The organism is Gilliamella sp. Choc4-2 (genome assembly GCF_001690355.1).
Taxonomy (GTDB): Bacteria; Pseudomonadota; Gammaproteobacteria; order Enterobacterales; family Orbaceae; genus Gilliamella; species Gilliamella apicola_A.
Window position 1 is genome coordinate 19,972 of record NZ_LZHG01000074.1, and the last position, 14,562, is coordinate 34,533.

Genomic DNA, 14,562 nt, shown 5'->3' on the forward strand with positions numbered 1-14,562 from the left:
AAATATTAATAGTTAACATAGTAATTAAATTTAAGTAATTTATACTTATACTTTTTTTCTTGCCTTAAATTAACGACTAAACTAATTTATTATTAATCTACTGTTATCTCGTCAATTAATAATAAAATTACTTTAGTGTTGCGCTAGGTGCTGCTAAACTAACTAGCATTTTTTAGTATATTTTTAAATATAATTATTTTTTCAGGATAAATTTATGCGAACCAGTAAATACCTTCTTTCTACGCTAAAAGAAACTCCTGCTGATGCTGAAGTCATTAGCCATCAATTAATGTTACGTGCAGGCATGATCCGAAAAGTGGCTGCTGGTTTATATACCTGGCTTCCCACTGGTTACCGTGTACTTAAAAAAGTAGAAAATATTGTTCGTGAAGAGATGAATAAAGCTGATGCAATAGAAGTATTAATGCCTGTTGTACAGCCTGCTGATATTTGGCAGGAAAGCGGTCGTTGGGAACAATATGGTCCTGAATTATTACGTATTAAAGATCGTGGCAACCGTGACTTTGTATTAGGTCCAACTCATGAAGAAGTGATTACTGACTTACTGCGTAATGAAGTTAGCTCATATAAACAATTACCACTTAACGTGTATCAAATTCAAACCAAATTTCGAGATGAAGTACGCCCTCGCTTTGGTGTGATGCGTTCACGTGAATTTATTATGAAAGATGCATACTCTTTCCATACTACACAAGAATCATTACAAGAAACTTATGATGAGATGTATAAAGCCTATAGCGCAATTTTTACACGTGCTGGTTTAAACTTTAGAGCGGTACGTGCTGATACAGGATCAATTGGTGGCAACTGGTCACATGAGTTTCAAGTATTAGCCGACAGTGGCGAAGATGATATTGTTTTTTCAACTGAATCTGATTATGCTGCTAACATAGAAATGGCTCAAGCATTAGCGCCAACACAAAAACGTGCTGAACCTACAAAAGCAATGGAGTTAATTGATACACCCAATGCCAAAACTATTGACGAATTAGTCGAACAATTCAATTTACCGATTGAAAAAACCGTAAAAACCTTAATGGTTAAAGCCACTAAAGAAAGTGGTCATCAATTAGTAGCTTTACTGGTTCGAGGTGATCATACATTAAATGAAATCAAAGCAGAAAAAATTGATATTGTTGCCTCGCCACTTGAATTTGCAACCGAAGAAGAAATCCGTGCTACCGTTAACGCAGGTCCTGGCTCGCTAGGTCCAATAAATCTAAACATGCCAATTATTATCGATCGTGATGTGGCTGTTATGAGCGACTTTAGTGCTGGTGCAAACATTGACCATAAACACTATTTTAATATCAATTGGGAACGTGACACTGCTTTACCTCGTATTGAAGACATCCGTAATGTGGTTGAAGGAGATATTAGCCCTGATGGCAAAGGCACATTACAAATTAAACGTGGTATTGAAGTTGGGCATATCTTCCAACTTGGCACAAAATATTCACAAGCAATGAAAGCAACAGTCCAAGGTGAAAATGGACAAAACCACGTTATGATTATGGGTTGTTACGGTATTGGCGTTAGCCGAATTGTAGCGGCTGCAATTGAACAATGTCATGACGACCGTGGTATTGTATGGCCAGAAGCGATTGCTCCATTTAGCGTTGTCATTATTCCAATGAACATGCACAAATCCGAAAAAGTTCAAGCAACAGCCGAAAAACTTTATGCTGATTTACAAGCTGCTGGTATTGAAGTTTTATTTGACGATCGTAAAGAGCGCCCTGGCGTGATGTTTGCTGATGCGGAACTAATCGGGATCCCTCACACTATCGTAATTGGTGAACGCAACCTCGATAATGGAGAAGTGGAATACAAACACCGCTCAGGTGGTGATAAAGAAATGGTGAAAGTTAACAATATCATTCAATTTATCCAAAACCGCCGTCAAAAAGCATAATAAAGCCAATCATAAAAATAACAGCAACAAATTAATCCAGTTGTTGTTATTTTACCAATTCAAGAATAGGCATTATTATTCATAACACATGTTACATCAAATAAGTTAAACCTCTAATTATAAATTCAAAGTGATATCGTCGTTTTTTTCAGCTAGAATAAATTAACGCAACTCTTATTTTAATTGGTTAGAATAATGTTAAAAAAAACAATTGCATTGATATTATCCACCTCATTATTATTACAAAGTACATCTATTGTTTATGCTGATAATATCAATCTCCCCGATATAGGAACTGCTGCTGCATCAACACTAAATATTGGTCAAGAAATGGAAATGGGCGATTATTATATGCGAATGTTACGAGCACAAGCCCCTATCATCGAAGATCCAATCTTGAATCAATACATTAATGATTTAGGAAAAAAATTAGTTTCAAAATCAGAATCAGTACAAACACCTTTCCATTTTTATATTATGCAAAGTGATATGCTTAATGCCTTTGCCTTTTTTGGTGGTAATGTTGTTATTCATTCGAAACTTATTTTAGACACAGATAACGAAAGTCAATTAGCATCGGTTATGGCACATGAAATTGGTCATGTAACACAACGCCATTTAGCTCGATCAATGGAAGCTCAAAACCGCAATAGCCCTTATATTTGGGGAGCTACGCTGGGTTCAATCTTACTTACATTGGCTAATCCTGAAGCAGGTATTGCTGCCATGACAAGTACTATAGCAGGATCAACTCAAAGTAAAATTAGTTTTACACAAAGTAATGAACAAGAAGCTGATAGGGTTGGTCTTAGGACGCTTGCTAAAGCCGGATTTGATCCTTATGCTTCATCAGAATTTCTACAAAAACTTGCCGATCAAAGCCGATTTAGTAGTAAGGCTCCCGAAATTTTACTTACTCACCCATTACCTAACAGCCGATTAACCGATATTCGAAATCGTTCATTGCAATATAGCAAAAAAAATGTATCTCCGTCATTAAACTACTATTTAGCGAAAGCTCGATTGGCCATATTAATGGCTAAAAATAAAAATACCGCAAAGCTATTAGTTGAAGATTATAAAAAACTAAACAATGAACAAAGTAAAACAGCTATTATTTATGCTAATGCTTTAGCAGATAATCTAAGTGGAAATAATCAAAAAGCGAAACAACAACTACAGCCATTATTAGATAGTGATCCCAATAATATTTGGTATATTGATTTAATGACTGATATTGATTTAGCGCTCAACAATAGCAGTACTGCAATAACTCGCCTACAGGCAGCATTAAAAAAAGCACCAAATAGTTCTACATTGCAACTAAACTTAGCTAATGCGTATATAAAAAACAAAAACTATCAACAAGCCGTAAGCTTGTTACATCGCTATACTTTTGACCATAACGATGACTCAAATGGATGGGAATTACTCGTCACTGCTTACGGGGGATTACATGCAAGAGCAAAAGAAATGAGTGCTAGAGCGGAATTAATTGCATTAGAAGGTCAATTTCAACAATCCATTCAACTATTACAAAATGCTAAGAATCAAACAAAAGGCGATCAGACAATGATTTCCAAAATTGATGCAAGAATTAATCAATTAAAACAGCTACAAAAACGTTATGCAGCTTATAAACGATAATTTTATTAACAAAACCCTCTCGACTAATTATTTACACACCCATTAGTCGAGAAGATAACAAAATACTTATTTATCAGCTAAATGATCCACATTATTGAAGAATTTTACAGTAAATTTCCCTTCAGATTGTTCATTACCTTGCTTATAATTAACCACACTAATGCTAGTATTTAGCATTCGAGGGAAATAATCCTCATCACGATGTAAACGCCAATCACCACCATTTAAAACACAAAGTAATATGCGTAATACAGTACCGTGTGAGACAACCAAAATATCACCGGTATTTTGGGGTGCGTTTTTTACAATGATATTTAACGCTTGCTTCATACGCCCTAGTATATCAAGATAATTTTCGCCCTGATTGACTGAAGCATCAAAATTAGCCGGTTCAGTTAAATAAATGTTAAATTCGGGCACTTCTTGTTTTAAGGTCGGTACATGTTTACCTTCCCAAATACCAAAATCCATCTCACGCAAATCAGCAAGCTCAAAAGTAGGAATAGCAATATTATTTTCATTAACAATATAATCGCGGGTTTCCATAGCTCGTTGTTGTGTACTTGAGTATGCTTGAATAAAAGGAACATTTTTTAAATATTGTCCAGTCAATTTAGCACCTAAAATACCTTGTTCAGTTAACGGTGAGTTTTTAGAGCCTTGCATCTGATCTTTAATATTCCACTGCGTTTGCCCATGCCTAATTAAATATAAATTAATATCTTTCATTCGTAGTAACTACCTTTTTTATTTTAAGATTCTGTTTTTTGATATTTATCTTTTCTTAGATATGACAAGCAAGCCTGCAAAACATCATCCATTGGTGCATTTAATTGCATCTCTTGCAAATTTTTAGGATGAATAAACCTTACACTTGCTGCATGTAAAAATAAACGATTAAGCTTCGTATCAGCTAATAACCCATCAAATTGTCTATCGCCATAACGATCATCAAAAGCAATTGGATGATTAGCGTATTGAGTATGTATGCGAATTTGGTGTGTACGACCAGTAACAGGGCTAGCTTTAATCAAAGTAGCAAAATTGAAACGCTCCTCAACTTTAAAGCGCGTTTCAGAAGGCTTACCCTCTTTATCAACCTTCACCACACGCTCACCGCTTTTTAATACATTTTTAAGCAATGGAGCTTGTATCACTTTACATTCAGAAGGCCAATTTCCCTTAACAAGCGCCAAATAATTTTTTTGTATTTGTTTAAGGCGCAACTGCTCGTGTAACGCTTTTAGTGCTGAGCGTTTTTTAGCAATCAATAACACGCCCGATGTTTCGCGATCTATGCGATGCACCAACTCTAAAAATTTCGCTTCAGGTCTTAAGGCGCGTAATCCTTCAATCACGCCAAAACTTAGGCCACTACCGCCATGAACAGCAATACCTGATGGCTTATTAATTGCCAACATTACCTCATCTTCATAGATGATTGCCTTTTCTAAATCAGCGACTTTATTAAGCTTGGTCGAAATTTCTGGTGTAGATTTTTCAATCATACGAACAGGAGGGATACGAATCTCATCGCCAATGTTTAATTTATATTCAGGTTTAATCCGTTTTTTATTAACACGAACCTCACCCTTTCTTAAAATGCGATAAACCATACTTTTTGGTACACCTTTTAAATAGGTGATTAAAAAGTTATCAATACGCTGTGTCGCATTTTCCTCAGAAATAGTAACAAATGAGACTTGTAGTTTTGTATGTGGAGCATTTGAGTCCATAAGAAGTACTTAATCCGCTATAAGTAAATAAAAGTCGTTTACATTATTAGAAAATAAACTACACTACTTCCAATCAAGGAATAAATCAGTTATTTTCAGCATAATTAAAGTTAACTAATTATAACGGAATCTGGGAGAATTAAATAGTATGTTATTACAACTTAACCAATATTCACAAGGAAGATTTGCTTGGTTTTTACTTTTCTTTTCAACTTTTGCTTTTGAATTAATAGCGCTTTACTTTCAACATGGCTTAGGACTTGCTCCTTGTACACTCTGTATTTATCAACGTTGTGCTATTTATGGAATTATGCTTGCAAGCATTATTGGGCTCATCACACCTAATAAAATAACCTTTAGATTAGTTGGGATTTTTGTTTGGATTTATAGTGCTTACAAGGGCTTTGGATTAGCTACACTCCATGCACACTTACAATTTGAACCAAATCTCGCTGATACTTGTGCAATTAATGTGGAATTTCCCTCTTGGCTGTCATTAAATTCTTGGTTGCCTAGCATGTTTAACTCTTATGGCTCCTGCTCTGATAGAGTTTGGACATTTTTAACTATTGAAATGTCACAGTGGATGATCATCATCTTTGCTTCTTATCTTATTGTTGGCTTGATTGTGCTGTTCTCACAGATTTTTTCGCCAAAAAATACAATGAAAAATAAGTAAAATTTGCATTCAACTAGCACTTTTTTTTGAATTTGTTAAAATATGTGACAATTTCATTTTACAAATTGTCACATTTAAATGCTTTTGGAATATCACCCCCCCATTGATCCTTGGCTATCTGTTTTATATCAAGACGACCATATTGTGGTTGTAAATAAACAACCGGGTATTTTGTCGGTTTCAGGCAATAAACCTCAATTTATTGATAGTATTATTCACCGATTGCAACAAAAATATAGCTACGTTGAATCCGTGCATCGGTTAGATATGGCAACCAGTGGTATCATGGTTGCCGCACTTTCTAAACTCGCCGATCGAGAGATAAAAAAACAGTTTCGTGAACGTATTCCTAAAAAAAACTATATTGCTGTTGTGCATGGACATCTTGAACAAGATTCTGGTCGTGTTGAATTACCACTAATTTGTGATTGGCCCAATCGACCAAGGCAAATGGTCGATTTAGAAAATGGCAAACATGCGCTGACAGAATATCAAGTTATTTCACGCAATCCTGACAACACAACTCGAGTGAAATTATTTCCTTTTACTGGGCGATCACATCAATTACGGGTACATATGCAAGCCATTGGTCACCCTATTTTAGGCGATAAATTCTATGCCCACCCTGAAGCCTTTGCTATGTCAAAAAGGTTGCTATTACATGCTCAATTACTAACAATTAACCATCCTAAAACAGGCGAAAGTATGACGTTTAGCTGTGAGCCTGATTTTTAAAAAAGCAGGAATATAAAATTAGCAATCGTTATATATAATCTACTCAAATCAGTAACAGATAACCAACTGATATAAAGGAAATTAAAATGCAAAAAATTGTTTTAGCAACGAATAATCAAGGTAAAGTCAATGAATTGCAAGCATTACTCGCTAATGCCGGTTTTGATATTATTGCACAAAGCCAATTTAATGTACCGGATGCCGACGAAACAGGTTTAACATTTATTGAAAATGCACTTTTAAAGGCAAGACATGCCTCCAAATTCACTGGATTACCAGCTATTGCTGATGATTCTGGATTATCGGTAGATGCTCTAAAAGGTCAGCCAGGAATCTATTCTGCACGTTATGCTGGTGAACATGGGAATGATAAAAGCAATAATCAAAAGCTATTAGATGCACTACAAAATGTTCCGAAAGAAAAACGTACAGCTTACTTTTATTGTGCATTAGTTTTTATGCGAAACGAAAGCGATCCAACTCCAATTATCTGCTTGGGAAAATGGCAAGGTTTAATCTTAAATGAAGCTCAAGGTGAAGGCGGTTTTGGTTATGATCCAATTTTTTATATCCCAGAACTTAATTTCACAGCAGCACAGCTCTCGAAAGAACACAAAAACCAGATTTCTCACAGAGGGCAAGCTCTTAAGCAATTAATTAAGAAAATCAAAACTGAGCCTTTTTAAAAAAATTTTGTTTATACTATTATTGTTTTTAATCAGAATTACCCATTTGGAAATAAACAGTATATAATTAAAGCATCAATCATTTTGGAGTTGATATAGTGATTCTAATGATAGTAAGTGGTCGTTCTGGCTCAGGAAAATCTATTGCATTACGAGCCCTAGAAGATATGGGGTTTTATTGTGTTGATAATATTCCTATTGTTTTATTACCTCAGTTAGCCGATACTTTAAAGAATAACAATACACCTGTTGCTGTCAGTATTGATATTCGAAACTTACCTGCAAATTCTGATTTTAATCATGATATATTTCAACGTTTGCCCGAATCTGTCACGCCTGAAATTATTTTTTTTGATTGTAGTCGTAATACATTAATACGGCGCTATAGTGAAACAAGGCGAATACATCCTTTAACTAATCAACAATATTCACTTGAAGAAGCTATTGATCTTGAAAAAAAATATTTAGAACCCCTGAAATCAAATGCAAGTTTAGTCATTAATACTGATAATCTTTCTGTTCATGAATTATCAGATATCTTAAGATCACGGGTTCTAGGAAAAAAAGAAAGAGAACTCACTATTATTTTTGAATCATTTGGGTTTAAATATGGTTTGCCTATTGATGCCGATTTTGTATTTGATGTGCGTTTTTTACCTAATCCACATTGGAATGCCAGTTTACGTCCCTTAACAGGTCTAGATGAACCCGTAAAAAGCTATTTATTAAATCATGATGAAGTTACCAATTTTATTTATCAAACTGCTAATTATTTAAAACAATGGTTTCCAATGTTAGAAAAAAATAATCGCAGTTATTTAACTATTGCTATTGGTTGTACTGGTGGTCAACATCGCTCTGTTTTCATTGCTGAAAGATTAGCTGAAATTTTCAGAGCACAAAATAAGCAGGTACAAATTCGTCATCGCACATTAGAAAAAAGATAATATATTTTACTAAATTGTTTTTTATATTTTTCAAAAATATCTTTTAAAATTATTTTTGACCTTTTAGTTAATGGAGTAGCTAAGTGACTTATGCTAACTAACTCAATATCAGCAGGTAAATTGGCTAACTTGAATTTTAATGCATTAATCGTTTGTGGATAAGGATGACCTATTGCGATAGCATATCCATTTTTGCGCGCAAGTGAAATAGCCAAATCAACTTGATACCTAATTGCTTTTTCGCTTTGGTCATCATCTAAAAATACATCTCTGACAACAACAGGAATATTATAATTATGGGCTGCTACTTTTACCTGTGTTTTGCCAATGGTTTTACTATCCAAAAAAAACATTGAATACTGACTTAATGCTTTCATAACATATTCCATTCCTTTTTGGTTTGATGTCATCAAACTCCCCATATGGTTATTGACACCAATTGCATAAGGCACTCGCTCGACAGCATTATCAATAATTCGGCTTATTTCTGCTTCAGTCATATGAGGAAACAACGTATATTTCTCTAATGGCTGTTTACCTAAAGGAGCCATAGGTAGGTGGATAATCACATCATTCCCATGTTGATGAGCCATTGTAGCAATGCGCTTGGCATTAGGAGAATAAGGTAAAACTGCAATGGTAATATGAGAAGATAATGCAATAATTTGTTCTTCATAGCGTTGGCGATATCCAAAATCATCCATAACAATAGCGAGCTTTGCTGCCCATACATTTTGTATATTTAATATCCAAAAATTTAAAATTAATATACAGACCAAATGTTTCTTCATTTCAGCCACCCACTCGGATCAAGAGCCTTACCATCTCGACGAATCTCAAAATAAAGGGCCGGTATATTTTGCCCTCCACTCGATCCTACAAGAGCTATCGATTGCCCACTTTTAATTTTATCTCCTACATTCACTAATACTCGTTGATTATATCCATATAAACTCATGTCCCCTTTACCATGCTCAATAGCCACAATAAAACCATACCCTTGTAACCAGTTAGCTAAAATTACTCGCCCATCAGTAATTGCTTTAACTTGAGTACCATCTACGGCATTAATTACCAAACCTTTCCAATGCAGCTCGCCTTGTAAAGACTCACCATATTGATGAACAACAGTTCCACTTACAGGCCAATTGAATTGATGTTGCGGCTTACCAATTCCACTTACCCTTGCCATCAGGGCTTTTTCATCTGAGCTGAGAATATAATTAGTATTTTTTTGCTTTTCGGCAATATATTGAGCTTGCATTTCTTCTTCTTCAGCAATGCGTCTACTATCTTGTTCAGCTTGCGCAATTTTAGCTTGTAATTTTGCTTCGTTTTCACGTAAATTTGCTAATTTTTGTTTATTCGCCTGCATTGATGACTCAAGAAACATAATTGTTTTTTGCCGTTTTTTCCAATTTATTTCAAGCCGTTTTTGCTCCTTTTTTTGTTGATTTTGCATTGTTTTATGAGAAGCCTGCATTTTCTGCAATTCACTTTTCTTTTCATCTAATTGCATTTGTGTTATTTGAATATCACGAATTTGTTGTTGTCTTACTTCATTAATGTAACCATAATAAGAGATAATACGTTCATTAAGTTCACTTTTTTCACCGGAGAAAATCAGTTCTAATCCTGCTGCCTTTCCTATTTTGAATGCACTTTCAATTTGTTTTGCCAATACTTCTTGTTGCTGTTTTTGCTTAATCTTCAAGACATCAATCTGCTTTATCAATTCATTAATTTGTTCGTTAAATTTCTTTAGTAATAAACTATTTTTCTCAATTAATGTTAGCAAGTTGGCTATTTCGGTTTCTTGTTCTTTTAATGCTTTCACTAATTGTGAACGCTCTTTGCTCTGCTGAGCTAAACGATTTTCTTGCTCTTCAATCGAGCGACGTAAGGATTCTAACTTTTGATTATCATCAGCGTAAACAGAATTAATTTTGATGGCCAAAATTAAAGTGATAACAAAAAATTTTAGATAAATAGACATGGCGTTTTATTTATAATTTATTACCAAGTATTAATGATAATGTCACTATACCTACAAATTGGTAAAGATGCAAAATCAAAAGCCTATTAGATTATTAGATGATAATGATTGAATGATATAGTAAGATTGCACGATTAGAGATTTCACAAGCAACAAGAAAAAGTATAAAATACAGCACTATTTAAATTATCGAAAATATCAATTCAACCATTAAGATAACAGCATGCAAAAGTTTAATGTCAAAACCTTTCAGGGTTTAATACTTACGTTACAAGATTATTGGGCTAATCAAGGTTGCACCGTGATTCAGCCATTGGATATGGAAGTTGGTGCGGGGACATCTCATCCTATGACTTGTTTACGAGCACTGGGGCCAGAACCTATTAATGCGGCTTATGTTCAACCATCACGTCGCCCAACTGATGGCCGCTATGGTGATAATCCAAACAGGCTTCAGCATTATTATCAATTTCAAGTTATCTTAAAACCTTCTCCTGATAATATTCAAGAGCTTTATTTAGGTTCGTTAAAACAATTAGGTCTTGACCCAACTGTTAATGATATTCGTTTTGTTGAAGATAATTGGGAAAACCCAACCCTTGGTGCGTGGGGGCTTGGTTGGGAGATTTGGTTAAATGGTATGGAAGTAACCCAATTTACTTACTTTCAACAAGTTGGCGGGCTTGAATGTAAGCCTGTTACTGGTGAAATCACTTATGGACTTGAGCGCTTAGCAATGTATATCCAAGGCGTGGACAGTGTTTATGATTTGGTTTGGAGTGATGGTGCATTTGGTAAAACAACTTATGGCGATGTGTTTCATCAAAACGAGGTAGAGCAGTCCACTTATAATTTTGAATATGCAAATGTTGAATTTTTATTTTATTGTTTCGAACAACACGAAAAAGAAGCTAAGTTTTTGCTGGAGTTAGAAAAACCACTGCCACTACCTGCTTATGAGCGCATCTTAAAAGCGGCTCATTGTTTTAATTTACTTGATGCTCGTAAAGCAATTTCAGTAACAGAGCGACAACGTTATATTTTGCGCATCAGAACATTAACAAAAATGGTGGCAGAAGCCTATTATGCATCTCGCGAAGCTCTTGGCTTCCCTATGTGCCAAAATTCACAATCTAACGAAAGCGCATCAAAGTAGGAATTTAGAAGATTATGCAAAAAACATTTTTAGTGGAAATTGGTACCGAAGAGTTACCACCAAAATCACTCCGCACGTTGGCAGAAAGCTTTGCGGCTAATTTTATACAGCAGCTTGACAATGCCAATTTAGAACATGGTGAGGTACTTTGGTATGCATCGCCTCGTCGTTTAGCATTAAAAGTTTTGAATTTGAATGATACGCAACCCGATAGTCAAATAGTTAAACGAGGTCCAGCGGTTAGCGCAGCCTTTGATGCCAATGGCAATGCAACAAAAGCTGCTGAAGGTTGGGCTCGTGGTTGCGGTATTACTGTTGATCAGGCTGAACGTATACAAACTGATAAAGGTGAATGGCTTTCTTATACTCAAAATCAAAAAGGTCAACCTGTTGTTAATTTGTTATGTGATATGGTTAAAACCGCATTAAGTAAATTACCTATTCCTAAACCAATGCGTTGGGCAGCTCGTCAAGTTGAATTTATTCGTCCATGTCATACTGTCACTATGTTGTATGGTAATGAGCTTGTGCCCGGTACGATTTTAGAGATTAAATCAGATCGCATTATTCGTGGTCATCGTTTTATGGGTGAACAAGAGTTCACTATTGATAATGCAGACCAGTATCCTGAAATTTTGGAACAACGTGGTAAAGTAATTGCTGACTACGATAAACGTAAATCTATTATTAAACAACAAGCTGAAGAAGAAGCAGCAAAATTAAACGGTAAAGCAGATTTAACAGATAATTTGCTTGAGGAAGTTTCATCGCTGGTTGAATGGCCCGTTGTGTTAACTGCTAAATTTGAGGAACGATTTTTAGAAGTTCCTGCTGAATCCTTGGTTTATACCATGAAAGGCGATCAAAAATACTTTCCCGTTTATGATAAACAAGGCAAATTATTACCAAACTTTATCTTTGTGGCTAATATTGAGTCAAAAGATCCACAAGTTGTAATTTCGGGTAATGAAAAAGTAGTTCGCCCTCGCCTTGCCGATGCAGAGTTCTTTTATCAAACTGATTTAAAACAACGTTTAGAAGACCGTTTGCCCCGCCTTGAAACAGTTTTATTTCAACAACAACTTGGAACAGTTAAGGATAAAGCTATTCGCATTGAGTCGTTATCAGGCTTTATTGCCGATAAAATTGGTGCTGATGTTGAGCAAGCCAAACGAGCGGGCAAATTAACAAAATGCGATTTAGTGACTAATACCGTTTTTGAATTCCCTGAAACACAAGGCATTATGGGTCGTTATTTGGCACTTAAAGATGGCGAAAGCATTGAAGTTGCAACCGCCATTGAAGAACAATATAAACCGCGTTTTGCTGGTGATGAATTACCAAGCACTGCTATTTCTTGTGCAGTTTCTATCGCTGAGAAATTGGATACTTTAGCCGGTATTTTTGGTATTGGTCAACATCCTAAAGGTGATAAAGATCCTTTTGCATTGCGTCGCGCTGCTATTGGTGTGTTACGAATCATTGTTGAAGAAGCATTATCTTTAGATCTAGTTGAATTAGCCAATTATGCCGCATCATTATATGGCGGTAAACTGACCAATAAGAATGTGGTTGATGATATTGTTAATTTTATGCAAGGTCGTTTCCGCGCTTGGTACCAAGAGCAAGGTTTTGCCATTGATACAATTCAAGCTGTTTTAGCACTTAATCCAACTAAACCCGCTGATTTTGATGCACGCATTAAAGCAGTAACTCACTTTAGGACCTTGCCCGAAGCTTCGTCATTAGCCGAAGCTAATAAGCGAGTGTCAAATATTTTATCTAAAGTTGAGGTTACTATTCCTGAACAGATCAATGCAGCATTGTTAGAAGCAGGTGCTGAAGGCGAGTTAGCTAAAAAATTGGTGATTTTAACCGATAAACTTTCACCTTATTTTAGTGAAAGCCGTTATCAAGATGCATTAATTGAATTATCGTCATTAAAAGAGACAGTGAATGCATTTTTTGATTCAGTCATGGTTATGGTTGACAATGAAGATATTAGACTTAATCGATTAGCGCTTTTGAAAAAGCTACAAAACTTATTTTTGAAAGTAGCTGATATTTCATTATTGCAAGCTTAATTTACGAATTTAATCGTTTAAAAATAATAGTGGTAACTAAACCTGTTACCACATATAAGGAACTTATATAGAAATGCAAAAAAAAATTCCTTTTTCTTTAGTTTTTACACAAACATGCAATTTTTTTCGTAATCGTATTATACCAATTGCGCTTGTAAGCCTATTAGTAGCACTAATGAGCCCAGTTATAAGTTACTACTTTTACAAACTAGAAACGTATACACAATTATATTTATCAGGAAACATCGCTAGCTATGTATCAGTCATTATTATAGAAGTTGCAATCTATATTGCTATAAAATCAATTAGTATTGCAACAGTTTATAATCTTTATGTAAGTGATAAACTTAACCCCAAATTATTACTGTCTAAAGTATTAGAAAATCTATTAAAAATTATTGTTTTTTACTTTGCGATGATTTTTCACTTAGTTGTTATAGTATTATTTTTATTTTTAATCTTTATTACTTTAAATTCACTACTTCCCAAACCTTTGATTATTTCATTAATTTTTATAACGCTAATTATTTTCTCTGTACTTTTCTTTATTTTTACTAGCTTCTTTTTTGGATTATTAGCTGAATCTAAACAAAAAAGCTTCTCTGAGTTATTTTCGTTAAGTTGTCAACTGACAAAAACGCAATGGCTTCCTTCTTTTCTTATGCTATTAATTAATATCGCATATTTAATGATTATTACTAAATTGTTTATGATAATCGGTGAAAACAATATAGTAGTTAATATTATCTTTTCGTTCTGTTCTGCCTTTTTTGATATCTTCCTGACGAGCTTTTTCTATCGTCTTTATTGGTTAGCAACTAATGATGCTAACTCAAACTTTCCAACAAAAGATGATCAGCAATAAACTAATAGTTTGATCGTTTAATTATTCTCATCCCCACCAGTTTAGATTGGTGGGGAAACTCACTTGCTATATCAATTCGCTGTGTATTATATTTG

13 protein-coding genes are annotated in these 14,562 nt (G+C 34.7%); 9 read left to right on the top strand and 4 right to left on the bottom strand.

Features of this window, described 5'->3' with window-relative positions:
* Nucleotides 1–214: 214 nt before the first annotated feature.
* Together proS and A9G34_RS10100 are read left to right on the top strand one after the other, a co-directional pair.
* Entirely contained in the window at nucleotides 215–1,936 is a 1,722-nt protein-coding gene (proS, locus tag A9G34_RS10095) for a proline--tRNA ligase (RefSeq protein ID WP_065569636.1), read from the top strand.
* Nucleotides 1,937–2,131: 195 nt separating this feature from the next.
* Nucleotides 2,132–3,583, top strand: a complete 1,452-nt coding sequence (locus A9G34_RS10100) for a beta-barrel assembly-enhancing protease (RefSeq protein ID WP_034946894.1) — start codon at nucleotides 2,132–2,134, stop codon at nucleotides 3,581–3,583.
* A 66-nt stretch (nucleotides 3,584–3,649) separates the two neighbouring features.
* Here the strand turns inward: A9G34_RS10100 and A9G34_RS10105 are convergent, their stop codons facing one another.
* Both A9G34_RS10105 and rluC read right to left on the bottom strand, forming a co-directional pair.
* A complete protein-coding gene (locus tag A9G34_RS10105) occupies nucleotides 3,650–4,312 on the bottom strand; it encodes a histidine phosphatase family protein (protein WP_034946897.1) in 663 nt (220 codons plus the stop codon).
* 23 nt (nucleotides 4,313–4,335) lie between these two features.
* Complete coding sequence (gene rluC / locus A9G34_RS10110) at nucleotides 4,336–5,319, bottom strand: 23S rRNA pseudouridine(955/2504/2580) synthase RluC (protein ID WP_034946900.1); 984 nt, start codon at nucleotides 5,317–5,319, stop codon at nucleotides 4,336–4,338.
* Between the two features lie 148 nt (nucleotides 5,320–5,467).
* On the opposite strand from rluC, the gene dsbB reads away from it, so the two are divergent.
* The 4 genes from dsbB (at nucleotide 5,468) to rapZ (ending at nucleotide 8,366) form a co-directional block, all read left to right on the top strand.
* A complete protein-coding gene (dsbB, locus tag A9G34_RS10115; RefSeq protein ID WP_034946902.1) occupies nucleotides 5,468–5,998 on the top strand; it encodes a disulfide bond formation protein DsbB in 531 nt (176 codons plus the stop codon).
* A 78-nt stretch (nucleotides 5,999–6,076) separates the two neighbouring features.
* Nucleotides 6,077–6,733, top strand: a complete 657-nt coding sequence (gene rluA / locus A9G34_RS10120) for a bifunctional tRNA pseudouridine(32) synthase/23S rRNA pseudouridine(746) synthase RluA (protein WP_034946903.1) — start codon at nucleotides 6,077–6,079, stop codon at nucleotides 6,731–6,733.
* Nucleotides 6,734–6,819: 86 nt separating this feature from the next.
* Nucleotides 6,820–7,419, top strand: coding sequence for an XTP/dITP diphosphatase (locus tag A9G34_RS10125; protein ID WP_034946905.1), 600 nt, complete (start codon nucleotides 6,820–6,822; stop codon nucleotides 7,417–7,419).
* Nucleotides 7,420–7,517: 98 nt separating this feature from the next.
* Nucleotides 7,518–8,366 (top strand): RNase adapter RapZ, encoded by an 849-nt coding sequence (gene rapZ, locus A9G34_RS10130; protein ID WP_034946908.1) that lies wholly within the window; start codon nucleotides 7,518–7,520, stop codon nucleotides 8,364–8,366.
* Here rapZ and A9G34_RS10135 read toward each other — a convergent pair.
* Both A9G34_RS10135 and envC read right to left on the bottom strand, forming a co-directional pair.
* On the bottom strand, nucleotides 8,342–9,157 hold the full coding sequence (locus tag A9G34_RS10135) for a divergent polysaccharide deacetylase family protein (RefSeq protein WP_065569637.1): 816 nt from the start codon (nucleotides 9,155–9,157) through the stop codon (nucleotides 8,342–8,344). The two genes, rapZ and A9G34_RS10135, sit on opposite strands and share 25 nt — an antisense overlap.
* Nucleotides 9,154–10,362 (bottom strand): murein hydrolase activator EnvC, encoded by a 1,209-nt coding sequence (gene envC, locus A9G34_RS10140; RefSeq protein ID WP_065569638.1) that lies wholly within the window; start codon nucleotides 10,360–10,362, stop codon nucleotides 9,154–9,156. Before envC ends, A9G34_RS10135 begins: the two co-directional genes overlap by 4 nt.
* A gap of 223 nt (nucleotides 10,363–10,585) precedes the next feature.
* On the opposite strand from envC, the gene glyQ reads away from it, so the two are divergent.
* From glyQ to A9G34_RS10155, 3 genes are all read left to right on the top strand, one after another.
* Nucleotides 10,586–11,518 carry a glycine--tRNA ligase subunit alpha gene (gene glyQ, locus A9G34_RS10145; protein ID WP_034946911.1) on the top strand — a complete coding sequence of 311 codons (933 nt, stop codon included), beginning with the start codon at nucleotides 10,586–10,588 and terminating at the stop codon, nucleotides 11,516–11,518.
* An 11-nt stretch (nucleotides 11,519–11,529) separates the two neighbouring features.
* A complete protein-coding gene (gene glyS / locus A9G34_RS10150; protein ID WP_065569639.1) occupies nucleotides 11,530–13,602 on the top strand; it encodes a glycine--tRNA ligase subunit beta in 2,073 nt (690 codons plus the stop codon).
* Between the two features lie 73 nt (nucleotides 13,603–13,675).
* Nucleotides 13,676–14,467, top strand: a complete 792-nt coding sequence (locus A9G34_RS10155; RefSeq protein ID WP_034946916.1) for a hypothetical protein — start codon at nucleotides 13,676–13,678, stop codon at nucleotides 14,465–14,467.
* Nucleotides 14,468–14,562: the final 95 nt, after the last annotated feature.